A 22486-nucleotide genomic window follows, 5' to 3' on the forward strand; every position below is an offset into this window, starting at 1 on the left:
CCGGTGAGTCGGGGCGCGATGACCACCGCGGGGTGCGATCGATCACGAGGACGACTTCGCCAGGGCCAGGTTCAGCTCGAGCACGTTCACCACGGGTTCCCCGAGGAACCCGAGCTGCCGCGACTCGGTGTGCTCCGTCACGAGCGCCCGCACGTCGTCGGCCGACATGCCCCGCGCCGAGGCCACCCGCTGCACTTGCTGCAGCGCGTACTCGGGGCTGATGTCCGGGTCGAGACCCGAGCCCGAGGCCGTCACGGCGTCGGCCGGGACCTCGGACACGGGCACGCCGTCGGCCTTCGCGACCGCCTGCTGCCGCTCCTTGACGGCCTTGAGCAAGTCGGGGTTGTTCGGGCCGAGGTTCGAGCCACTGGACGCGTTCGCGTCGTAGCCCTTCTCACCCGCGGCGCTCGGCCGCGACTGGAACCACTCGTCGGCGGACTTCCCGTCGAACGACTGCCCGACCAGCGACGACCCGACGACCTTGCCGTCGGACGAGGTGACCATAGAACCGTTGGCCTGCTCGTGGAACACCCCCTGGCCGACCCCCCAGACGGCGAGCGGGTAGCCGACGCCGAGCACGACGGTGGCGAGCAGGGTGAGGCGGATGGCCACACCAGCGGAACGGACGGTGGAACGTGCAGATGCCATGACTAGAACCCCGGGATGAGACCGACCACGAGGTCGATCAGTTTGATGCCGATGAAGGGGACGATCACGCCGCCGAGCCCGTAGACGAGCAGGTTGCGGCCGAGGATCGACGACGCTGCGGCGGCGCGGTACTTGACGCCGCGCAGGGACAGCGGGATGAGCGCCACGATGACGAGCGCGTTGAAGACGACGGCCGACAGGATCGCGGACGACGGGCTGTGCAGCCCCATGATGTTCAGGGCCGCGAGCCCGGGGAACGCCGCCTGGAACATCGCCGGGATGATCGCGAAGTACTTCGCGACGTCGTTGGCGATGGAGAAGGTGGTCAGGGCCCCGCGGGTGATGAGCAGCTGCTTGCCGATGCGGACGACGTCGATGAGCTTGGTCGGGTCGGAGTCGAGGTCGACCATGTTGCCCGCCTCCTTCGCCGCCGTCGTGCCGGTGTTCATCGCGACGCCGACGTCCGCCTGCGCCAGGGCCGGGGCGTCGTTGGTGCCGTCACCGGTCATCGCGACGAGGTTGCCGCCCTCCTGCTCGCGCTTGATGTACGCGAGCTTGTCCTCCGGGGTGGCCTCGGCGAGGAAGTCGTCGACGCCGGCCTCGTGCGCGATCGCGGCCGCGGTCCGGGGGTTGTCGCCGGTGATCATCACCGTGCGGATGCCCATCGACCGGAGCTCGGCGAACCGTGACGCCATGCCGTCCTTGACGACGTCCTTCAGGTGCACGACGCCGAGCAACGTGACCGCGCCGTCCGAGGAGCGGCGACCGACGACGAGCGGGGTCCCGCCCTGGTCGGAGATCTCGGCGACGGTGGAGTCGATCGCGGCGACCAAACCGGCGTCGGGGGTGTCGGCCCAGGCGAGCACTGCAGCAGCGGCGCCCTTCCGGATCTGCGACCCGTCCGGCAGGTCGAGACCCGACATGCGCGTCTGCGCCGTGAACGGCACCTCGACGGCCCCGTCCGGCAGGGCCGGCGTCACCCCGGCGTCAGCAGCGAGCGACACGATCGAACGACCTTCGGGCGTCGAGTCCGCAGCGCTCGACAGGGCTGCTGCCTCCATCAGCGAGGCCTCGCTCACACCCGGCACCGGCACCACGCGGGAGGCCCGGCGGTTGCCGTACGTGATGGTGCCGGTCTTGTCGAGCAGCAGGGTGGTGATGTCACCGGCGGCCTCGACCGCGCGACCCGACATCGCCAGCACGTTGTGCTGCACGAGCCGGTCCATGCCGGCGATGCCGATCGCGGAGAGCAGGGCGCCGATGGTGGTCGGGATGAGGCAGACGAGCAGGGCGATGAGCACCGGCACGCTGACGGTCGCACCGACGAGTCCCGCGATGGGCTGCATCGTCAGGCAGACGATCACGAAGACGATCGACAGCGAGGCGAGCAGGATGTTCAGCGCGATCTCGTTCGGCGTCTTCTGCCGGGCAGCACCCTCGACCAGACGGATCATCCGGTCGATGAAGGTCTCACCAGGGGTCGAGGTGATGCGCACGATGATCCGGTCGGACAGCACCCGGGTGCCGCCGGTGACGGCACTGCGGTCGCCGCCGGACTCGCGGATGACGGGCGCGGACTCACCGGTGACGGCTGACTCGTCGACCGACGCGATGCCGTCGACGACGTCGCCGTCGCCCGGGATCACCTCGCCTGCGACGACCACGACCACGTCACCCTTGGCCAGGTCGACCGACGCGACCTCCTCGGTCACGTTGCCGGTCGCCGCTGCGTCGACCGGGTCGTAGCCGAGCACCCGGCGGGCGCTCGTGGTCGAGCGGGTCTTCCGCAGCGTGTCGGCCTGCGCCTTGCCCCGCCCCTCGGCGACCGACTCCGCCAGGTTCGCGAAGACGACGGTGAGCCAGAGCCACACCGCGATGGCGATGGTGAACGCGGACGGTTCGACGACGGCGGCGGCCGTCGTCAGCGCTGCGCCGACCTCGACGATGAACATGACGGGGTTCCGCCACATCAGTCGCGGATCGAGTTTCCGCAGGGCTCCCGGGAGGCCCGCCACCAGTTGGCGGGGCCCGAATGCGGACGAGCGGGTGGCCGGCTCCACTGCGGTGCGCGGTTCCGGCTCGGTGGTCACGGTCATGACAGTCCTTCTGCGAGCGGGCCCAGTGCGAGCACCGGGAAGTAGGTGAGTGCGGTGACGATGACGGCGACGCCGCCGAGCAGCCCGATGAACAGCGGGCGGTGGGTGGGCAGGGTGCCGGCGGTCTCGGGCACGCGGTCCTGGGCGGCGAGCGACCCGGCGAGCGCCAGGACGAACACCATCGGCACGAAGCGGCCGAGCAGCATCACGACGCCGAGCGCGGAGTTCATCCACGTGGTGTTCGCGGTGAGCCCGCCGAAGGCCGACCCGTTGTTGTTCGCACCCGAGGTGAAGGCGTAGAGCAACTCGGACAGCCCGTGGTTGCCGGGGTTGAAGATCGACGTGCCGAGCACCTGTTCGCGGACGCCGGGGATGACCAGGGACAGTCCGGTGGCGAGGAGCACGAGAGTCGGCGTGACCAGGATGTACAGCGCCGCGAAGGTCATCTCCTTCGCGCGGATCTTCTTGCCGAGGTACTCCGGGGTCCGGCCGACGAGCAGGCCGCCGATGAACACCGTGATGACGGCGAGCACGAGCATGCCGTACAGGCCGGAACCGACGCCGCCCGGGGTGACCTCGCCGAGCATCATGTTGAGCATCGCCATCATCCCGCCGATCGGGGTGAAGCTGTCGAACATGCCGTTCACCGCACCGGTCGACGTCGCGGTCGACGTCGTGCCGAACAACGTGGTGCCGAGGATCCCGAACCGGGTCTCCTTGCCCTCCATCGCGGCGCCGGCTGCGTGCGTGGCGAGTCCGCCGCCACCGAGCTCGGCGATCGACATCACCGACAGGGACACGAGGAAGATCGCGCCCATCACGGCGAGGATCGCGTAGCCCTGGCGGTCGTCGCCGACCATCCGGCCGAAGGTGCGCGGCAGGGAGAACGGGATGACGAGCATCAGGAAGACCTCGACCAGGTTCGTCCACGCCTGCGGGTTCTCGAACGGGTGCGCCGAGTTGGCGTTGAAGTAGCCGCCGCCGTTCGTGCCGAGTTCCTTGATCGCCTCCTGCGACGCCACGAACCCGTCGGGCAGGTGCTGCGTGCCGCCGACCAGCGTGGTGACGTCGGTGCCGCTCCCCCACGACTGGATGACGCCGCCGGCGACGAGCACGATCGCGAAGACGAACGCACCGGGCAGCAGCAGTCGACCGACGCCGCGGACGACGTCGACCCACACGTTGCCGAGCGTGCCGGACTTGCGCCGGGCGAACCCGCGCACCAGTGCCACGGCGACGGCGAGGCCGACGGCTGCGGACAGGAAGTTCTGCACCGCGAGGCCGGCCATCTGCACGCTGTACCCGACGGTGACCTCGGGTGAGTACGACTGCCAGTTCGTGTTCGCGACGAACGACGCCGCGGTGTTGAACGCGAGCGACGGGCCCACGGCGGGCAGCCCGAGGTCGCCGGGCAGGACGACCTGGATGCGCTGCAGCAGGTAGACGAGCAGGAGGCCGACGACGCTGAAGAGCAGCACGCCGCGCAGGTACACGGGCCACGACTGTTCGGCGTCCGGGTCGACCCCGATCAGCCGGTAGACCCCACGCTCGACCCGGTTGTGCCGGACGGGTGTGAAGACCCGGGCCATCCAGTCGCCGAGCGGCCGGTAGGCGACGACGAGCAGCAGGACCAGCGTGGCGACCTGGACGATCCCCGCCCAGACGTCCGCGGTGCCCGCGCCCATCAGAACCGCTCCGGACGCACGAGCGCCCAGACGAGGTACACGACTGCGGCGATGCCGAGGACGGCGGCCGCGATGGTGATGCCGATCACAGCCGTTCCACCCCCTTGGCGATCAGTGCCACCACGCCGAACACGGCGAGGACACCGGCGACGACGAACACGTCGAACACGAGGGACTCCAGAAGGTCTGCGGTGTCCGCGCCGGGCGACGCGGACGGCACCACGTGTGGTGCCGAGACCGATGCTGGGTCCTGCACCGGGCCTCCAGGCCGCTCCTAACGGTTTCCTCACGCCGCCCTGGCGGACGCATGCGCCCCGCTAACACGCGCTCGCCGTCCTACGATCGGACCATGGTGATCCCCGCTCCCCCGACCCGCCCGGGCACGAGGGCGTCCACCGTCGCCGGGAGCCTGCTCGCCACAGCCGTGGTGTCGATCGGCGCGCTGTGGGCGGTCGTCTTCGGGCCGCTCTGGCTCTTCGGCGAGCAGCGACAACTCCTGCTGTGGTTCTGGGCCGTTCCCCTGGCGTTCGTGCCGTGGCTGGCCGCGATCGCGGCGCTCGTCCTCGCACTGGTGGGGTGGTCGCGCGGGCGCGGGCGGAAGCGCGCGGCGTTGGCCGTCTGCTGCGCCGTGGTCGTCCTGCTGGCACCGATCGCGATGCTGTTCGGGCCGGGTAGCGCGCTCGTCGACACCTCGGTCTGAGGCCCGAACGGGTCCGTGCTCAGTCCGCGGCCGAGGCGCTGAGTCGTGCGGACAGCGCGCGGACCGAGCAGGCGAGGTCCTCGGGGCCCTCGACGACGAAGTCCACCGCGAACGCGGCGAACGCTCCGGCGAGACCCGGCCAGGACCACGAGCCGAGCGCCACCCGGCTCCGCTCGTCGGACAGGGGTTCGACGACGGCGTCCTCGGGCAGGTAGGGCCCGATCGTCCGTGCGTCGGCGGCCGTCATGGTGACCGAACCGACGCACGGCCACACGTCGGCCCGCGCCGATCCCTTGAACCGCGCCGACACGAAGGCCACGGGGTCGCCACCGGGCACCGGTCGGGGCGTGAACGGCACGCGCGTGCGCATCCGCGGCGTGATCCGGTCGATGCGGTGGGTGCTCCAGTCGTCGCGGTCGAGGTCCCAGTCGAGCAGGTACCAGCGGCCGTTCCGCGCGATCACGGCGTGGGGTTCGACGCGGTGCGGGGTCTCGTTCTCGCCGTACCCGAAGCGGAACACCTCGCGCAGGTGGACGACCTCGCTCACCGCCACCAGGACGTCCGGGTCGGTCGTGGTCCGGCTCGTCGCGGTCACGGCCTGCACCGCGTCGACCCGTGACCGGAGCCGCGCGGGCATCACCTGCCGGACCGTCGCCAGTGCTCGGGCAGCCGACTCGGCGATGTCCGCGCCCGACGCGGGCGCGACGGCGAGTGCCAGGGCGATCGCCACGGCCTGGTCGTCGTCGAACAGCAGGGGCGGCAGGTCCGAACCCGCTGCGAGCCGGTACCCACCGGCGGGACCGCGCAGTGCCTCGACCCGGTACCCGAACTCGCGGAGGCGGTCGACGTCGCGGCGGACCGTGCGAGGGCTGACCTCGAGGCGTCCGGCGAGCTCGTCGCCCGGCCAGTCGCGGTGCACCTGCAACAGCGACAGCAGCGTGAGCATGCGCGAGGAGGGTCCGGACATGTCGATCATCCTCGCCGAAGAAGCGGACACGATCTGACCGCATCGACGGTCATCCTCGTTCCATGAGCATCGAAACGACAACCCACCTCAACTTCGACGGCAACGCCCGCGAGGCCCTCGACTTCTACGCAACGGTCTTCGGCGGCGATGTCACCGCCGCCACCTACGGGCAGATGGGCGCCCTGGACGATCCCGCCTGGACGGACCGCGTCGTCTTCGGCCAGGTCTCCACCGACGCCGGGTTCCGGGTCATGGCGTTCGACGTCTGGCCCGGACAGCCCTACGACCAGGGATCGAACGCCTTCTACGTGTTCGTGCACGGCGACGACTCCGCCGAGATCGAACGGTACTGGGCCGCACTGTCCGAGGACGCCGAGGTTCGACAGCCCCTGGAACCCTCGGCCTGGGCACCATTGGCCGGGCAGCTGCGTGACCGCTTCGGTGTGGTCTGGCAGCTCGACGTCGCGGCTCCGACCGAGTGACGCGGCGGTGCGGCCGGGAAGGGCCTGCGCCGCACCGACGCTCGGACGTTTGTGAACCACTTCCCCACGGAAACCGGCCGCCGCTAGCGTGCTGGCATGCCCGAGTTCCGTCCGATGCCCGGCTACGAGCTCGGCGAAGGATGGGTGGCCGCCCGCCGACGCCGCTCCCGGTTCGGCCGCGTGTGGCGCTGGGTCGGCCCGCCGGTCGCGCTCCTCGCCGCCGTCGCGGCCGTCCTGCTGTTCCGCTGGTACGCGGGCGTGGCCGACCAGGTCGAGTGGGAGTGCGCGGTGTCCACCTGCGGCACGAACGACCCGCGGTCCTTCGCGCCGGAGGGGTGCTGGGCGCTCCTCGTGCTCGCCGGGCTCGGTACCGTCCGGGTCCCCGGGCGGTGGTGGTGGACGGGCGCGCTCCTGCTCGGGTTCGCACTCGTCGCCGCGTGGTCGATCGACTGGTGGCGGATGCCCGGGATCGACCTCGGGCTGTTCGTGACGCCGATCGGAGCCGGGAGCGTGGGCGCCGTCCTCCTGCTCGCCCGGACCGGGATGGCCGTCGACCGTGTTCGCGGGCGAGCCCACACCGCCCGTCGGCGGGCCGAACAGGACAGTCCGCGGGACCTGGGCGAGCGCTGACCCGGTCGGAGGATCAGCCCGAGCGGCTCCAGGTGCTGACCGTCACGGTCGCGGTCACGCTCGTCGGCGCGAACACCTGCTCCGGAGCGACGTGGTGGTGGCTCGGCCCCATGTGCACGACGTCGTGGACGTCCTCGGCGGAGAGGTCCATCGTCCACGTCAGGTCCTCGGAGGACCGCAGGACGAACGACGGCGTGAGCGAGTCGTGCAGCCGCCGCTCCTTCTCCGGATCGACTGAGATCGTCGCCTCGGCCAGCTCCGCCAGGTGTCCGGTGCGCGGGGTCACGACGACCAGCACCCCGTCGGGGTGCAGGACGCGCGCGTACTCGGTCTGGTTGCGCGGTGCGAAGACGTCGAGGACGACGGCGGCAGCGTCGTCGACGACCGGGAGGCGCTCGGTCACGTCCCCGACGACGGCTCCGGCCCGTTCGTGGACGCGGGCCGCCCGTCGGATCGCAATCGCCGACAGGTCCAGCGCAACCCCGAGCCTCCCGTCCGCCGCGCGCAGCGCATGCGCCAGGTAGGTCCCCGGACCGGAGCCGACGTCGAGCACGATGCCGGGTGCCGTCGCCTCGGCGACGACCTCGGCGAGCGCCCGCTCGACGGGCGCGTAGTGCCCGCGCCCCAGGAACCGCAGCCGGGCGTCGACCATCTCCGGGGTGTCCGCCGTGAGCGCGCGACGCTTCGCCGGCAGGAGCGTCAGGTGCCCCTGCCTGGCCTCGTCGAACCGGTGTCCGGTCGCGCAGCCGACCTGGCCGTCGACCCGGCCGAGGGGCTCGGCGCACACGGGGCAGGCGAGCATCGGCAGCAGGTCGTCACGCACCGGCCCAGCGTACGGGGCCTCGCTCGCCTGGCCGGATGTCGCTGCAGCAGCTCTTCGGTCTCGACGGACGCACCGCCCTGGTGACGGGAGGCAGTTCTGGTATCGGGCAGGCCATCGCGGTCGCCCTGGCGGACGCCGGAGCACACGTGCTGGTAGCGGCTCGGACGGGTGCGACCATCGACTCCACCGTCGCCGCGATCCGGCAGGCGGGTGGCTCGGCCGACGGCGTCGTCGCGGACCTGTCCTCGCGCGCCGGAGCCCACGCACTCGCCGACGCGGTTGGGACGTCGACGTCCTCGTGAACTCCGCCGGGATCAACCTCCGGCCGCCGATGGCCGATCTCGACGAGGACACCTGGGACGCCACGATGGCCGTGAACCTCGACGCACCCTTCGTGCTCGGGCAGCGGCTCGCGCCCGGCATGGCAGCGCGTGGCCACGGCCGGATCATCAGCATCAGCTCGCAGCAGGCGCACCGTCCGTTCGCCGCGAGTGGCGCGTACGGGGTCTCCAAGGCCGGTCGGGGCCCCGCCGCCGGTTCCGGACCGACGCGCCAGCGGCGGGCCGGCCGTGCCGGTGGGGAGAGGCACTGGCCCGGTCCCAAGCGGAGGCCTGGTCCGCGCAGGGGGTCACCTCCAACGTCCTCGTCCCCGGTTTCGTGCGCACCCCGCTCAACGAGCGGCTCGGTTCCGACCCGGCGGCGGTGTCCGCCCTCGCGGCGCGGACGCTGGTCGGCCGGAACGGCCTGGCGTCGGACTTCGCCGCGGCGGCGGTGTTCCTCGCCGGCCCCGGGTCGGCCTACGTCACCGGGCAGTCGATCGCGGTCGACGGCGGGTTCTCCGTCCACTGAGGGTGTCTGATGCGCCGGCCTGGGGTACTGGCAGGGCCTGCCTGCGCCGGGGTCCGGCTGGCAGGATCGACGGTGTGAAGACACTGGAGTTGCCACAGACGGACCTCACCGCATCCGACGTCGTCGTCGGACTGATGCGGATCAACGACATGAGCGACGAGGACATCCGCGCGCTCTACAGCGCCTCGCGCGACGCGGGCGTGAACATGTTCGACCACGCCGCGGTGTACGGCGAGTGGCACGGCTGCGAAGAGCGGTTCGGTTCCGCCGTGACGCTGTCGCCGACGGAGCGTGCCGAGATCGTGCTGCAGACCAAGGTCGGCATCCGTCCGACCCCGAACGGCGCGTACTTCGACTTCTCGTACGAGCACATCCTCGAGTCGGTCGAGGAATCGCTCACCGCGCTGCAGACCGACTACGTCGACGTCCTGCTCCTGCACCGCCCCGACGCCCTGGTGGAGCCGGAAGAGGTCGCGAAGGCCTTCGACGAGCTGCACGCCGCCGGCAAGGTGCACTACTTCGGGGTCTCGAACCACACCCCCGGTCAGGTGGACCTGCTCAAGAAGCACGTCCAGCAGCCGCTCGCCTTCAACCAAGTGCAGCTCAGCATCACGCACGCCAACGTCATCTCGCAGGGCCTCACGGCGAACATGGGTGGCCTCGACCAGTCGATCTCCCGCGACAACGACATCCTCAACTACTCGCGGATCAACGACATCACGCTGCAGGCATGGTCGCCGTTCCAGAAGGGCTTCTTCGACGGCGTCTTCCTCGGCGACCGCGAGCAGTACGCCGACCTGAACGACGCCCTCGAGGAGATCGCCGCCGCGCACGGGGTCACCCCGACGGGCATCGCCGTCGCCTGGATCACCCGCCACCCCGCACACTTCCAGGTCGTCCTCGGCACGACGAACCCGCAGCGTGTCCGCGACTCAGCGGCCGGCTCGGACGTCGAGCTGTCGCGTGAGGAGTGGTACCGGATCTTCACCGCTGCGGGGCACACCGTTCCGTGAGCCCATCGGGCAGGGTGGGGCCGTGCTCCCCGACCTCACCCTGCCCGTCCGCCTGTCCGCCCGCGCCGGTTCGGTGGTGGTGCGGAACGCGGCCGACGACGACCTCGACGCACTGATGGCGTTGCTGTCCGACGACCCGATCAGTGCGGCCCGCGGGGACGTCGCCGCCCCGGAGGACCGTCCGCAGTACGCCGCGGCCCTCCGAGCGATCACCGACGACCCAGCGAACGCGCTGCTGGTCGCCGAGGACGAGTCCGGTCGGCTCGTCGGCACGCTGCAGCTCACCCGGATCCCGGGCATGGCTCGTCGAGGAGCAACCCGGCTGCTCGTCGAGGCCGTCCGCGTGAGCAGCGCGCTCGGCTCCGGCGGCATCGGCAGCGCGATGATGCGGTGGGTGACCGACGTCGCAGCACCGGAGCTCGGAACCCCGCTCGTGCAGCTCACATCGGACGCCGCCCGCACGGACGCGCACCGGTTCTACGAGCGCCTCGGGTTCACCGGATCGCACGTCGGCTTCAAGTACCGCGTCCCAGACTCTTCCGCGCGCTGACGTTCTTTCCCAGAACGCGCGCGATGGAAGACGGTTTCGGGCGTACCTGGTCGAAACTTCCGACCAGGTACGCCCGATTCGACCAGGTACGCCTCAGTCGGCGGAGTCAGCAGACCGCGCCGTCGGGACGCGCACGTCGACCGGGGACACCGCGGCGGGGTCGGCGGAGGCGCCACCGACGACGTCGAAGGAGATCCCGAGCATCGCCGGGTCCTCGTCGAGCTCCAGCCCGTCCTCGCGGACCTGGTCCTCCGGGATTGCACGGCCACCAGACGGGTCCCACGAGTTCGCGATCGACATGCCGACGAGCATGCCGGGCGACCTTGAGTGACGCCTCTGAACCGCCGCAGAAGCTCCGATCAGCGGTCGAGGTCAGGCACCGTCCGCCGCGATCAGCTCGAGCTGCGTCAGGGCGACGTCGGTGCCAGCGGTGAAGACGAACGACGAACCGCCGCCGATGATCCGGAACACCCGGGTCTGCCCGGCCCACGTGAACTCGGCACCGTCGACCGCCGTGACCGTCTCGCCGAGGGACACCTGCCACGAGTACGAACCCGGGGTCGCCACCGTCACCGTGTACAACGACGCTGCGGGGCAGTCCACGTCGAACGACACCGACTCCCCCGCGGCGAGCGCCGTGACCGTGCGCCCGGTGTCATCCGTGAGCGGCGACGCCCCGACGGGCAGCAGGTCGACCGGGGCGTCCCGGTAGCCGTGCACCTCGGACGCCGAGACGGGGCGGGTGTCCGATGCCCAGCCCTGCGGTTCGGAGGACAGCGTGAAGACGATGTGCGACGCCGACACCACCACGTGGTGCGGGATGCTCACCGATGTCCAGGGCGAGCCGTCGACCGTCACCGACGCCACGTACGCGCCTGCGGAACCGTCGGCGACCTCGATGACGGTGGGCGTTCCTCCCGGCTGGTGCAGCGCCGTCCTGCGGACCGACGGCGGCACGAGCACGTAGGTGCCCGTGGACGGCGCCAGGGGGTACAGGCCGATCGTCGCGAAGACGTACCAGGCGCTCATCTCGCCGTTGTCCTCGTCGCCGGGGTAGCCCTGGCCGAGGTCGGAGCCGACGAACAGCCGCTCCAGCGATTCGCGGACGATGCGGTGCGCGTCGTCGTGCCGACCGGTGAACATCGGGAAGAACGGGATGTGGTGCGCCGGCTGGTTGGACAGGCCGAGCATGCCCATCCGGACGTCGCGGGCCTCGGTCATCTCGTGGATGGGGAAGCCGTACGCGCCGGATCGGACGGTCGCGCCGGTCTCGGGTGTCGCGAAGAAGGCGTCGAGTGCGGCGTCGAACCGGGCTGGTCCGCCGTGCAGGTCCACGATGCCGGCACCGTCGTGGGGAGCGGTGAAGGCCGTGCCCCACGCGTTCGTCTCGGTGTAGTCGTCGCCCCAGTCGCGCGGGTCGAACTCGGTGCCGACCCGCCACGAGCCGTCGGGGTCGCGCCCGATGAAGAAGCCCCGCTCGGAGTCGAACACGTGCCGGTACTGCAGGGACCGCCGGGCGAACCACTCCGCCTCGGCCTCGTACCGGGACAGGTCGGCGGGCGTCGCCGCCCGCGATGCGAGCAGCCCCGCCATCACCGCGAGTCCCCAGTCGTTGATGGCGGCGTCCAGGGTCCAGGACATCCCCTCGGACGTCGCGGTGTCGACGTGGCCGCGGAAGGCGCCCGGGAGGCTCCCCTTGCGTCCGACGCGCTCGTCGCGCGGCGGGACGGTCGCGTTCCGCACCGCGCTCCGGTACGCCTCGGCGAGGTCGAACCCGGTGACGCCCTTCGCCGCGAGGTCGGCGAAGACGGTGTCGCTCGTGGTGCCCGTCATGCAGTCCTCGGCGCCGGGGGCGCTCCAGCGCGGGGTCCACCCGCCGTCGTGGTGGTGCTCGACGAAGCCCTGCGCGAGCTCGCCGGCGGTCTCCGGGGTGAGGAGCCCGAGGAGCGGCCACGCGGTGCGGTAGGTGTCCCAGAACCCGTTCGTGGTGGTGAACGGCCCCACGACGACCTCCGGGCCGGGCTCGTCGCGGATCGGGTCGGCGAGGACGGCCCCGTACGGGGAGCGGTGGTGCGGTGCCCCGGTCAGGGCGGTCTCGCCGGCACGGTTCGGGTAGAGGAACAGCCGGTACAGGCCGGAGTACAGGCTCGTCAGCTGGTCCGGGGTGGCTCCGTCGAAGGAGAGGGTCGCGAGCTTCTCCGTCCAGAGCGCCTCGGCGCGGGTGCACATGGCGTCGAAGGAGCCGGCGTCGTCGAGGTTCGCGCGGGCGTCCTCGATGGAGACGGTCGAGATGCCGAGCAGGACGTCGACGACACCGGTGCCGTCCACGGCCAGCCAGCCGCGCAGCTCGTGCTCGCCGGTGCTCGTGTGGTCCGCGGTCACGTGCGGGACCCGGACGTGCACGTGGTGCGGCGGGGTGCCGGGGCGGTCGTCGAGCAGGGCCTCCACCACGGCGGTGCCGTCGGTCACGGTCACGGAGACGTCGGAGACCCACCCGTGGTGGTCGAGCACGATGCTGCGGGTACCGGTGAACCGGAAGCCGAGGGCGAACTCCCCCGCGGTCACCTCGGCCGTCACACCCTGGTCGAGGGCGACCCGGTACCGGTGCGGAGCGTCGATCTCGTCGTCGTGGTCGAAGCCGAGCGCGCGGGCTGCCCGGTCGACGTCGGGGGCGTCGAGCGGCGACGGCATGACCTGGAACACCCCGCGGTCCCCCATCCACGGCGACGGGATGTGACTCGTCGCGAAGGCCTGGATCGCCGGTCGGACCCGTCCGTCGGCGTCGGTGCGCGCGTGCTGCTGGTAGGCGTACGGCCACCGGTTGCTCGACGCGTCGGTCATCGGCAGGCCGAAGACCCCGCCGTGGGGGATGCCGACGAGCGGCGCGTTGTTGCCGCGGGAGAACCGGGACGACGCCTGGGTGCCACGGGTCGTGCGGACGTGGTCGAGCGGCGTGGTCGGTGCCGGGCGCGCCGGGGCGATCCGGACGTCGTCGAGCCAGCCGCGCAGGGCTGGACGCTCCCCGGCGGCGCCCGACGGCTGCGTGTCGGAGCCGAGCCGGGCCTCCAGTCGGTCGACGACCAGCCCCGCGAACGGCGTGAGGTCCACCGCGCGACGGTTCCACTGGTCGACCCACTGCTTGCGGGCCGCGTCCTGCGCCTCGGGCGTGAGCGCGTCGCCGTACTGGTCGCGAGCCTGTCCGCCGTGCGCGGCCGCGTGCTCGCTCAGTCGTGTGCCGTCGGTGAAGACGACGTCGACGGCGAAGGCCGTGGCGTCCCAGAAGTGCGGCAGGTCCGCCTCGGTGGGCTCGGCTGCGCCCTGCGGCAGCGTGCGTTCCGGGAACCAGACCCACGACAGTTCGTCGCCGGGTGCGACCACCCGGCCTCCGGAGCCGGGGACGATCGCCACGACGGCGCCGTCGCCCGCGGGTCGTTCGACCAGCCACCCCTCCGACGATCCGAAGCCGACACCGTTCCGCGCCGCGACGGCCGTCGTCGGCCCACCGCTCCGTTGCAGTTCTCGCACGGGACCAGCGTATTTGGTCCAGTGTCTGGACGAAAACGCTCGGCGTGTCAGCCCTTGTTCTGCCCGGGGGCGTTCTCGGACTTGCCGGGCCCGGAGTCGACCGCGGTGTCCGCCGCGCCGGTGCCGTCCTGGGGTTGCTGCACCGGGTTGGACGCCGGGCTGCTCGGCTCGGGACCGACCGGCGGGTCCTGCGTCGGTTGCGCCGGTTCGCTCGGTTCCTCGCTCGGCTGCTCAGCGGGCTCGGACGGCTGTTCGGCCGGTTCGGACGGCTGCTGCTCGGCCGGTTCGCTCGGCTGTTGCTGCTCGTCGCTCGGCTGTTGGTCCTCGCTCGGCTGGTCCTCGGGCGGTGCGGTCGAGGTCGAGTCCGTCGGTGCGGGCGTGCTGTCGCCGTCACCGTTCAGGGCGAAGACCGCGACGCCGATGCCGATCAGCACCAGGACGACCACGACGATCGCCGTGATGATCGGCCCCTTGCGCCGCTTCTCGCGCTGCGCCGGGTCGTCACCGGCGCCCGGGCGGACGGGCGGGGCCGCGGGTGGCACGCCACCACCACCGCCGGTCGGGCCGCCGGTGCCACGCTGGGCACCGAGGACGGTGGTCGACACGTCGTCCGCGACGTTCGGCTGCTGGGCGTCCATCACGCGGGTCGCGTCGTCCGCACCAGGCTGTCCACCCGGACGGGAGGCGCCGCTCGCCGGCATCACGCGGGTCGCGTCGTCCGCGTGCGCGGCCATCGGAGCCGTGGCTGCGGCGGCGGCACCGGCCGCGGCCGCGCCGGCCGCGGCCGCGGCCGCGGCGGCCGGCGTGAGTGTTCCGGGCCCGCCGGGCAGGAGCTGCGTGGCGGTGGACGGCTCGTCGCGGCCCAGGGCGCGCAGTCGTTCGGCTGCCTCGGCCGCGCTCGGGCGCTCGGACGCGTCCTGCGCGGTCATCACGTGCAGGAGCGTGCGCCAGGCCGTCGGCAGGTGCTGGTCGATCTCCGGGCTGCGGGTCAGCCGCGCGGTCGCGGACTCGATCGCGCTGCCCGGGAACGGCGTCTTGCCGGTCATGCACTCGAGCAGCACCAGCCCGAGCGCGTAGACGTCGGCCTTGCCGGTGATCTCCTGCGCGAGGACCTGCTCCGGCGCCAGGTACGCGGCCGTCCCCATCACGGTGCCGGTGCCGGTCACGCGCGAGGCGTCACGGAGCAGGGCGATGCCGAAGTCGGCGAGCTTGACGTGGGTGCCGTCGCGTTCGAGCAGCACGTTGGCGGGCTTCACGTCGCGGTGGACGATGCCCTGCGCGTGCACGGCGCTCAGCCCGTCGGCCACCTGCGAGCCGACACGGGCCGCGGTCGTGGGGTCGAGCGGTCCCTCGCGCAGTCGGGTGGCGAGGTCGCTGCCGGGGACGAGCTCCATGACGAGGTACGAGTCCCCGTCCTCGTCGTCGAGCGCGGCGTCGTACAGGGTGACGAGGGCCGGGCTCCGCAGTGTCGCGAGGGTCTGGATCTCCGACTCGGCTCGGGCGCGTTCACCGTGGTCGACCGGTCCGATGCGGAACACCTTGACGGCGACCTCGCGGCCGAGTTGCTCGTCGACCGCTCGGTACACGGACGCCATGCCACCGTGTCCGAGCGTGCCCGTGACGCGGTACCTGCCGCCGAAGACCCGTTCTCCCATGCGGGGCAACCTACCGGTAGCGGCTGACGGGCCTCTGCCGCCGGTCCCCCACCCGGCTCAGTCCGGGGCGGGGTCCCGCACCCGGCTCAGTCCGGGGTGGGCTCGGCGCCGTGGCGGAGCGCCGTCAGGTACAGCCGGTGCGCCGTGATCACGAGGGCGAGCCAGGCGAGCCCCAGCGCCCACGCCGCCAGCACGTCGGTGAGCCAGTGGTGCCCGAGGAACACCCTCGAGGCCCCGACCGACAGCACGAACAGGGTCCCCACGACGATCGTCCACACCCGCGTGACGACCCGCGACTGCCGCAGGAGCAGCAGGTACACGATCGTCCCCACGATCACCGTCGCGTTGAGGGTGTGGCCGGACGGGAACGACGGCGAGTGCTCGTACGGCGGCACCGCGTCGGAGAGCGGCGGACGCGCCCGACCGATGAGGTCCTTGCCCGCGATCGTCATCAGCAGCGAGCCGCCACTCGCCGCGACGAGCAGCACCAACGGGGTCCACGCCCGACGCTGGACGGTGAACCCGACCAGGAAGCCGAGGGCGACGATGGGCATGCCGATCGTGCCGGCGATGTCGGTCCACCACGTGACCAGGCGATCCCCCACAGGCGACCGGAGGGTGAGTGCCCAGTCGAGCACCGGACGGTCGAGCACCGCGACGTCGTCGGCTTCGCGGACGGCGTCGTAGACCTCAGACGCGAGCCAGGTCGCGACGACGGCGATGCCGATCCCGACGGCCAGCGTGAGCAGCAGGAGCGGCATCGCGCCGTACCGGTGGCCGAGCGTGGTCCACCCCTGCGCGGTCGCCCGACCCGCGCGGGTGCGCCAGCGGGTGAGGTCGACCTCGCCGACGGTGCGGTCGGCGGCGTCCCCGCGTTCGGTGTCCATCCGTCCACCCTGCCCGAAGCGCCCGGGAACCGCCGAGGCAGGTACCGGTCAGTCCTTCGCCTCGGAGTACGCCCCCACCACCGCGACTGACAGCGGGAACGTCACCGGGAAGTCCTGGAACAACAGCCGACCAGCATCGACCGCGGCTTCACGGATCTGCGTCGCCACCCACTCGGCGTGCTCCTCCGGCGCGTGCACCACGATCTCGTCGTGCACGAAGAACACCAGGTGCGGGCCGTCCGTCACGGCCCCGGGGAACCGCGCGGTGAGCCGGGACCGCAACGCCCCCATCCACGCGAGCGCCCACTCGGCCGCGGTCCCCTGCACCACGAAGTTCCGGGTGAACCGTCCCCAGCTCCGCGCCCGGGACTCGACGGCACGCTGCATCGCCGGGGTCCCCTCGACCGTGTAGGCCTGGTTCCTGGCCTCGAACCACGACGACTCCGGCACGGGCGACGTCCGTCCGAGCAACGTCGTGACGGGTTCGCCCCGCTCCCCCGCGCGAGCGGCGCGTTCGACCAGGTCGAGCGCGCGCGGGAACGCCCGCACCAGGCGCGGGACGAGCCGACCGCCCTCACCCTGGGTGGCGCCGTACATCGCGCCGAGCATGGCCACCTTCGCCTGCTGCCGGGTCTCGACGGCGCCCGAGGCCACGACGCCGTCGTACAGGTCACGTCCGTCGCCCGCCGAGGCCATCGCCCGGTCACCGGCCATCGCGGCGAGCACGCGTGGCTCCAGCTGCGCAGCGTCGGCCACGACGAGCTTCCAGCCCGGGTCGGCGATGACCGCCCCGCGGATCCCCTTCGGCAGCTGCATCGCTCCCCCGCCGTCGGCCGCCCAGCGTCCGGTGACGACGCCGCCGACCACGTACTTCGGGTGGAACCGGCCGTCGCGCACCCAGTCGTCGAGCCACGTCCAGCCGTTCGCCGTCAGGAGCCGCGCGAGTCGCTTGTACTCGAGCAGCGGTTCGATGACGGGGTGCTCGATCTCCTGCAGCTCCCACTTGCGGGTACTCGTCACCATGAGCCCCGCACGGCGCAGCGAGCGCAGGACGTCGGCCGGTGAGTCCGGGTTGAGCGTCGGGTCGTCGAGGCGCTCGCGCACGACGGCGGCGATCTCCTCGAGCCGCCGCGGCCGCACGCCGTAGGGGACGCGCGGCCCGAGCGTCTCCTCGAGCAGTCGCTCGTGCACGTCGGCACGCCACGGCAGCCCGGCGTGCAGCATCTCCGCCGCGACGAGGGCTCCGGCGGACTCCGCCGTCGTCAGCAGGCGGAGGGCACCGGGCGACGTCGACCCCGCGACCGCGGCGAGCTGTGCCCGGAACTCGGCAACCGGGTCGACGTCGTCGTCCGGCACCGACGCGGTGAACAGGGCGTCGTCGAAGAGCTGGGCCTGCGTCGGCCGGAGGACCCGAGCCTCCGCCACCGGAGCGTCGAGCGCGTCCGCCGGTGCCGCAGCGAGTGCGGACCCGCGCGCGGCCAGCGCTGCACGCAGGATCCGCCGACACAACCGCAGGTCGACGCAGCGGCCCACGCGTCCGCCGGCGGCGAGCACGGCCGGGTACCAGCGTGCGGTGTCGTCCCACACCCAGCGCACGCCCGGTGCGTCGTGCGCTGCGACGAAGGTCGGGAGGCCCGACTCGTCCACGCGCATCGGCTCGCCGGCAGCGGTCCCCGCGTCGGTCAGGGGCGTCGCGAGGACGCCGCCGTCGACGCGGCGGAGGACGAGGTGCACGGAACGATCATGCCGTGCCCCACCGTCACCGGCTGACGGGGTGACGGATCAGGCGCGCTTCGGACCGCCGGGGCGCACGGCTGCGGTGTCGGCGACGTCGATGCGGACGTCGCCGTCCTCGGCACGGGACACCTCGACCCGGGGGTCGGCGTCGTGCGCGTCGGACCCGGACATGCGTCGGAAGGTGTCCTGGCGTCGTTCCTCGAACGTCATGTCCACGCCGTCGTCGAGGTGGTCGTGGTCGGGCTTCGTCATGCGCTGCACGGTACGCGCTGACCGCTGCGCGCGATCAGACGACGGGCGCGGTGCCGGTCCGTTCGGTCCAGTGCGCGCCCGCCGCCCACCGGTCGAGCACCGCCCGGGCCAGACGACCGGACGCGTTCGAGGCCCGCGCGGTGGCCAACGGCACACCGAACACGAACTTCGCCACGCTCTCGTCCCCCTCGGCGGCGTCGTGCGGGCCGGGTGGCGCGAGCCGGAACCGTCGCGCGAAGCGCACCAGGTTCGCGTCGGGACCGAGCACCGTGGCCAGACCGGGGTCGAGGATCCACGAGCGGCACTGCCACCGTTCGGCGGCGTGCGCCGGTGCGAGAGCCCGCAGGACCTCCGGCGCGCGGGCGAATGACCGGTCGCAGGCGTCCGGATCGAGCGGCCCGGTCTCCGGGACGTGGACACCGTAGGCCGGCTGGCCGTCCGGCAGGTGGTCGCCGAGTTCGTACTGGAGGCGCCCCACGGCCACCACGCGACCGGTCGCCACCGCGACGAGCCAGTCCACCCCCGTGCCACGCAGGCCGTACCGGTCGAGTTTCCGGTCGACGTCGGCGACGGACGCCTCAGCCAGGCTGCGCGGGAGTCCCCGCGCCTCGAGCGCCGCGGCGTTGCCGGGCACGGACGCGCGGAACGCGGCGATCAGCAGGGCGTCCCGCTGGGCGGGCTCCGCGTCGACCACGGTGGCGGCCAGTGCGGCCGCCACCGTGGCGGAGTCGTCCGGCGACCCCACGGCGGCGGCGAGGACCGCGACGGAGGCGGGACGGGCCTCCTGGCCGGGGGTGTCGGCGGTCACTTCAGACCGGACGAGGCGAGCCCGTCCATCACCCGCCGCTGCAGGACGATGAACATGATGAGCACCGGGGCCATGGCCATCAGGCTCGCGGCCATGAGCACCGGGTAGTCGATCGTCCGGTCGCTCGACAGCGTCGCGAGTCCTGCGGCGAGGGGCATGTCCTCGGCCCGGGTCGAGACGACGAGCGGCCAGAGCAGCTCGTTCCACGACCACAGCACCGTCGTGATCGCGAGCACGCTGATCGAGGGACGTGCGAGCGGCAGCATGATCCGCCAGAAGGTCTGGAACGGGTTCGCGCCGTCCATGCGCGCAGCCTCTTCGAGCTCGGGCGGCATGTTCAGGAACGCCGTCCGCATCAGGAAGGTGCCGAACGCGCTGAACAGGCCCGGCGCGACGATCCCCATCAGGGTGTCGAGCCATCCGAGCCCCTGCACGATCTGGTACTGCGAGATCAGGTAGACCTGCGACGGCACGAGCAGGATCGACAACACGATCGCGAGCAGGATCGCCCGGCCGCGGAACCGCATGCGGGCGAAGGCGTAGCCGGCGAGCGTACAGAGCACGATCTGCGCGAGGGTGCGGATGATCGTGACGTACACGGACGTGCCGAGCTGGCTGAGGAACGGCAGACGCTCGAACACCTGCGCGTAGTTCTGCCACTGCAGCTCCCCCGGCCAGAACGTCGGCGTGACGGACTGCACCTGGGCGTTCGTGGACAGCGACATGATGATCTGCCACACGAACGGGAACGCCATCGCGAAGCCGCCGACGCCGAGGACGACGTGGATCCACCAGTGGCTGCCGCCACGACGACCGGGCCGTCGTGCTGCCCGTGGCGGTGTGACGGTTGCGGTCATGCCTGCACCCACTTCCGTTGGACGCGGAACTGCACGAGCGTGACGATGCCGATGAGCAGGAAGATCACCATGGCGATCGCAGCCGCGAAGCCCTTGTCGTTGTCGATGAACCCAGCGCTGTAGAAGTAGAAGACGAGCGACATCGTCTTCGGGATCACCGGGTTGGTGCTGCCGAGGATGGCGTAGAGCAGGTCGAACAGCTGGAAGCTCGAGATCGTCGTGACGATGACCACGAAGAAGATGCTCGGGCTGAGCAGCGGGACCGTGACGGAGCGGAACTGCCGCCAGCGGCTCGCGCCGTCGAGTTCGGCGGCCTCGTACAGCTCCGGGGGGATGTCCTTGAGGCCCGCGCCGAGGATGATCATCGAGAACCCGAGGGACGACCACAGGCCGACGAAGCTCACCGCGACGAGCGCGAACCCGGGCGTCGAGATCCAGTACGGACCGTCGATGCCGAACAGTCCGATGAACCAGTTCACGATGCCGTAGTCGCCGTTGAACATGATGCGCCAGACGAGGGCGATCGCGGCAGGCATGGCGACGTAGGGCAGGAAGAAGAGCACCCGGTAGAACTGCGCGAACCGCAGGCCCGGGGTGTTCAGCAGGCTGGCGAGCCACACCGCGATCGGGATGCCGGCCAGCACGATGACCGTGTAGACGATCGTGTTGAGCAGCGACTGGTACAGCTGCGGGTCACCGGCGAGGCGGACGTAGTTCGCGACACCGCTGAACGTCGCACCGCCGAACACGCCCCAGCTGGTGAAGGAGTACCAGAACGTCTGGATGATCGGCCAGATGTAGAAGGTGCCGACGCCGATGAGCAGCGGGAGGACGAACAGCCACGGCCACCAGCCGTCGGTCCGTCGGGGTGCGCGCTTGCCGCCGGCCGTCGGGCCGGGGGCGCCCCGCCCGGACGAACGCGTCGTCCGGGCGGGGGTGGAGGCGGCCGGCGGCCGCTCGGTGTTGATCGTCATCGGCTCGGGACTCACTGTTCCTTGGCGAGGGCGGCGTCCATCTTCTGCGCGAGCTGCTTCGCGACGTCGTCGACCGGGGTCGAACCGTCGAAGGCGTTCGGCAGGAGGTTGGTCTCGAGGGTGTTCCACGCGGCGGTGTTCTTCGACACCGGCAGGGGCTTGGCGTAGTCGACGGCGTCGAGGAACACCTGCAGGTCGGCGTCCGGCATCGTCTTCGTGAAGGCGGACTGCGTGCCCTCGTAGGCGGGGATGACGGCGCCCATGTCGCCCTGCTGCTGCTGGGCGGTCTTGCCGGCGAGGTAGACCTGGAGCGCCTGCGCCGCGGCCTTGTTCTTGCTCGCCTCGGACACGACGTTCGAGACACCGTGGATGACGGTCGCCTGCTCCTTGCCCTTCGGCAGCGGGTACACGACGATGTCCTTCTCCATCGCGGTGCCGGTCAGGGCCGAGCGGAACCAGCTGCCGCCCTGGTACATCGCGAGCTTGCCCGAGGTGAACCACTGGTCGGCGGTGGTGTCGGTGAGCTGCTTGATCGACGGCGAAGCGCCCGAGTCGATCAGGTCCGTCCAGAACTGCAGGCCCGCTTCCGATGCCTTCGAGTCGTACTCGGACTTCGTGCCGTCCGCGTTCACGACGGATCCCCCGGCCTGGAAGATCGTGTCGTAGTAGGTCGTCTGGCCGTCCATGCCGCCGGCCGCGCCGTACGCGCCGTCGGCCTCGAGCTTCTCGCTGAGCTCGGCGCCGGTCTTCTGGAAGTCGTCCCAGGTCCAGTCCTTCGACGGCAGGTCCATGCCGGCCTTCGCGAACAGGGCCTTGTTGACCCAGACGCCGATGGTGTCGAAGTCCTTCGGCACGCCGTACTGGGTGTCGTCGTACGTGTACAGGTCGTTCAGCGCGCTCGAGTACTTCGCGGGGTCGATGTCGCCGGCCTCGACCTCGCCGGTGATCGGCGCGAGCTTGCCGTTGGCCGCGTACAGCTGGAAGTTCGGGCCGTTCATCCAGAACAGGTCGGGAAGCGTGTTGCTCGAGCCCTGGGTCTGCAGCTTCGTCCAGTAGTTGGCGAACGGCGTGACGTCGACGCTGACCTTGATGTCCGGGTACTCCTCGTTGAAGCCCTCGAGGTTGGCCTTGATCGCCTTGACCTGGTTCTCGTCCCAGACGGCGTACGTCAGGTTCGCCTTGGTGTCCTTCGCGGCGGCGGTGTAGTCGCCGCCGGAGCTCGACGCCCCGGAGGACGTGGAGCACCCGGTGAGGAGTGCGGCCGCGCCGAGGGCGGCGACGGCGCCGACGAGGAGTCGGCGGACGCCGGCTCCTCGGGCGGGGATGTGTGCGGTCATCGGGAGGTCCT

The 22486-nt window shown here is 71.7% G+C and carries 24 protein-coding genes and 1 pseudogene; 8 read left to right on the top strand and 17 right to left on the bottom strand.

The window, feature by feature from the left end; all coding sequences use genetic code 11:
• Positions 1–42 precede the first annotated feature (42 nt).
• The 5 genes from kdpC to ABH929_RS01395 are packed head-to-tail and all read right to left on the bottom strand — an operon-like array spanning position 43 to position 4685.
• Complete coding sequence (gene kdpC / locus ABH929_RS01375; RefSeq protein ID WP_404559829.1) at positions 43–648, bottom strand: potassium-transporting ATPase subunit KdpC; 606 nt, start codon at positions 646–648, stop codon at positions 43–45.
• Between the two features lie 2 nt (positions 649–650).
• Positions 651–2744 carry a potassium-transporting ATPase subunit KdpB gene (gene kdpB, locus ABH929_RS01380; RefSeq protein WP_263055067.1) on the bottom strand — a complete coding sequence of 698 codons (2094 nt, stop codon included), beginning with the start codon at positions 2742–2744 and terminating at the stop codon, positions 651–653.
• Complete coding sequence (kdpA, locus tag ABH929_RS01385) at positions 2741–4429, bottom strand: potassium-transporting ATPase subunit KdpA (RefSeq protein ID WP_263055068.1); 1689 nt, start codon at positions 4427–4429, stop codon at positions 2741–2743. Before kdpA ends, kdpB begins: the two co-directional genes overlap by 4 nt.
• Positions 4429–4518 carry a potassium-transporting ATPase subunit F gene (locus ABH929_RS01390; protein WP_017887940.1) on the bottom strand — a complete coding sequence of 30 codons (90 nt, stop codon included), beginning with the start codon at positions 4516–4518 and terminating at the stop codon, positions 4429–4431. Before ABH929_RS01390 ends, kdpA begins: the two co-directional genes overlap by 1 nt.
• On the bottom strand, positions 4515–4685 hold the full coding sequence (locus tag ABH929_RS01395; protein WP_181437361.1) for a hypothetical protein: 171 nt from the start codon (positions 4683–4685) through the stop codon (positions 4515–4517). The genes ABH929_RS01390 and ABH929_RS01395 overlap by 4 nt, the downstream gene beginning before the upstream one ends.
• 93 nt (positions 4686–4778) lie before the next feature.
• Here ABH929_RS01395 and ABH929_RS01400 point away from each other — a divergent pair, with 93 nt between their 5' ends.
• Complete coding sequence (locus ABH929_RS01400; protein ID WP_263089347.1) at positions 4779–5129, top strand: hypothetical protein; 351 nt, start codon at positions 4779–4781, stop codon at positions 5127–5129.
• Positions 5130–5148: 19 nt separating this feature from the next.
• Here the strand turns inward: ABH929_RS01400 and ABH929_RS01405 are convergent, their stop codons facing one another.
• The gene (locus ABH929_RS01405; RefSeq protein WP_404559830.1) at positions 5149–6096 is read right to left on the bottom strand and encodes a helix-turn-helix transcriptional regulator; all 948 of its coding nucleotides are present in this window, start codon (positions 6094–6096) and stop codon (positions 5149–5151) included.
• Between the two features lie 62 nt (positions 6097–6158).
• Here ABH929_RS01405 and ABH929_RS01410 point away from each other — a divergent pair, with 62 nt between their 5' ends.
• Positions 6159–6578, top strand: a complete 420-nt coding sequence (locus ABH929_RS01410; protein ID WP_404559831.1) for a VOC family protein — start codon at positions 6159–6161, stop codon at positions 6576–6578.
• A 96-nt stretch (positions 6579–6674) separates the two neighbouring features.
• Positions 6675–7208: a hypothetical protein gene (locus tag ABH929_RS01415; RefSeq protein ID WP_404559832.1), complete on the top strand. Its 534-nt coding sequence runs from the start codon at positions 6675–6677 to the stop codon at positions 7206–7208.
• A gap of 13 nt (positions 7209–7221) precedes the next feature.
• Here the strand turns inward: ABH929_RS01415 and ABH929_RS01420 are convergent, their stop codons facing one another.
• Positions 7222–8031 (bottom strand): putative RNA methyltransferase, encoded by an 810-nt coding sequence (locus tag ABH929_RS01420; protein WP_404559833.1) that lies wholly within the window; start codon positions 8029–8031, stop codon positions 7222–7224.
• Positions 8032–8066: 35 nt separating this feature from the next.
• Here ABH929_RS01420 and ABH929_RS01425 point away from each other — a divergent pair, with 35 nt between their 5' ends.
• The 5 genes and pseudogenes from ABH929_RS01425 to ABH929_RS01445 all read left to right on the top strand — a co-directional run bounded on the left by ABH929_RS01425 (position 8067) and on the right by ABH929_RS01445 (position 10443).
• Complete coding sequence (locus tag ABH929_RS01425; protein ID WP_263055074.1) at positions 8067–8333, top strand: SDR family NAD(P)-dependent oxidoreductase; 267 nt, start codon at positions 8067–8069, stop codon at positions 8331–8333.
• Positions 8334–8362: 29 nt separating this feature from the next.
• Positions 8363–8491: pseudogene (locus ABH929_RS01430) on the top strand (SDR family NAD(P)-dependent oxidoreductase); the annotation flags it as partial.
• 128 nt (positions 8492–8619) lie between these two features.
• Positions 8620–8880, top strand: coding sequence for an SDR family oxidoreductase (locus ABH929_RS01435; protein ID WP_404560466.1), 261 nt, complete (start codon positions 8620–8622; stop codon positions 8878–8880).
• Between the two features lie 74 nt (positions 8881–8954).
• Positions 8955–9893, top strand: coding sequence for an aldo/keto reductase family oxidoreductase (locus tag ABH929_RS01440; RefSeq protein ID WP_404559834.1), 939 nt, complete (start codon positions 8955–8957; stop codon positions 9891–9893).
• Positions 9894–9915: 22 nt separating this feature from the next.
• On the top strand, positions 9916–10443 hold the full coding sequence (locus tag ABH929_RS01445; protein WP_404559835.1) for a GNAT family N-acetyltransferase: 528 nt from the start codon (positions 9916–9918) through the stop codon (positions 10441–10443).
• Positions 10444–10536: 93 nt separating this feature from the next.
• On the opposite strand, the gene ABH929_RS01450 is transcribed toward ABH929_RS01445, so the two are convergent.
• The 10 genes from ABH929_RS01450 to ABH929_RS01495 form a co-directional block, all read right to left on the bottom strand.
• Complete coding sequence (locus ABH929_RS01450) at positions 10537–10755, bottom strand: hypothetical protein (protein WP_205463379.1); 219 nt, start codon at positions 10753–10755, stop codon at positions 10537–10539.
• Positions 10756–10815: 60 nt separating this feature from the next.
• Entirely contained in the window at positions 10816–13968 is a 3153-nt protein-coding gene (locus ABH929_RS01455; RefSeq protein ID WP_404559836.1) for a GH92 family glycosyl hydrolase, read from the bottom strand.
• A 47-nt stretch (positions 13969–14015) separates the two neighbouring features.
• Positions 14016–15623: a protein kinase gene (locus ABH929_RS01460; RefSeq protein WP_404559837.1), complete on the bottom strand. Its 1608-nt coding sequence runs from the start codon at positions 15621–15623 to the stop codon at positions 14016–14018.
• Between the two features lie 86 nt (positions 15624–15709).
• Entirely contained in the window at positions 15710–16510 is an 801-nt protein-coding gene (locus ABH929_RS01465) for a phosphatase PAP2 family protein (protein WP_263055080.1), read from the bottom strand.
• A 48-nt stretch (positions 16511–16558) separates the two neighbouring features.
• Positions 16559–18244 carry a bifunctional 3'-5' exonuclease/DNA polymerase gene (locus ABH929_RS01470; protein ID WP_404559838.1) on the bottom strand — a complete coding sequence of 562 codons (1686 nt, stop codon included), beginning with the start codon at positions 18242–18244 and terminating at the stop codon, positions 16559–16561.
• 48 nt (positions 18245–18292) lie between these two features.
• Positions 18293–18499 carry a hypothetical protein gene (locus tag ABH929_RS01475; protein ID WP_111083557.1) on the bottom strand — a complete coding sequence of 69 codons (207 nt, stop codon included), beginning with the start codon at positions 18497–18499 and terminating at the stop codon, positions 18293–18295.
• A gap of 34 nt (positions 18500–18533) precedes the next feature.
• Positions 18534–19307, bottom strand: coding sequence for a hypothetical protein (locus ABH929_RS01480; protein ID WP_404559840.1), 774 nt, complete (start codon positions 19305–19307; stop codon positions 18534–18536).
• Entirely contained in the window at positions 19304–20164 is an 861-nt protein-coding gene (locus ABH929_RS01485) for a carbohydrate ABC transporter permease (RefSeq protein ID WP_165901014.1), read from the bottom strand. The genes ABH929_RS01480 and ABH929_RS01485 overlap by 4 nt, the downstream gene beginning before the upstream one ends.
• Positions 20161–21153, bottom strand: a complete 993-nt coding sequence (locus ABH929_RS01490; protein ID WP_404559842.1) for a carbohydrate ABC transporter permease — start codon at positions 21151–21153, stop codon at positions 20161–20163. The genes ABH929_RS01485 and ABH929_RS01490 overlap by 4 nt, the downstream gene beginning before the upstream one ends.
• Positions 21150–22475, bottom strand: coding sequence for a sugar ABC transporter substrate-binding protein (locus ABH929_RS01495; RefSeq protein WP_263089344.1), 1326 nt, complete (start codon positions 22473–22475; stop codon positions 21150–21152). Before ABH929_RS01495 ends, ABH929_RS01490 begins: the two co-directional genes overlap by 4 nt.
• Between the last annotated feature and the right edge of the window lie 11 nt (positions 22476–22486).

It is taken from the genome of Curtobacterium sp. AB7, from assembly GCF_044909335.1.
Taxonomy (GTDB): Bacteria; Actinomycetota; Actinomycetes; order Actinomycetales; family Microbacteriaceae; genus Curtobacterium.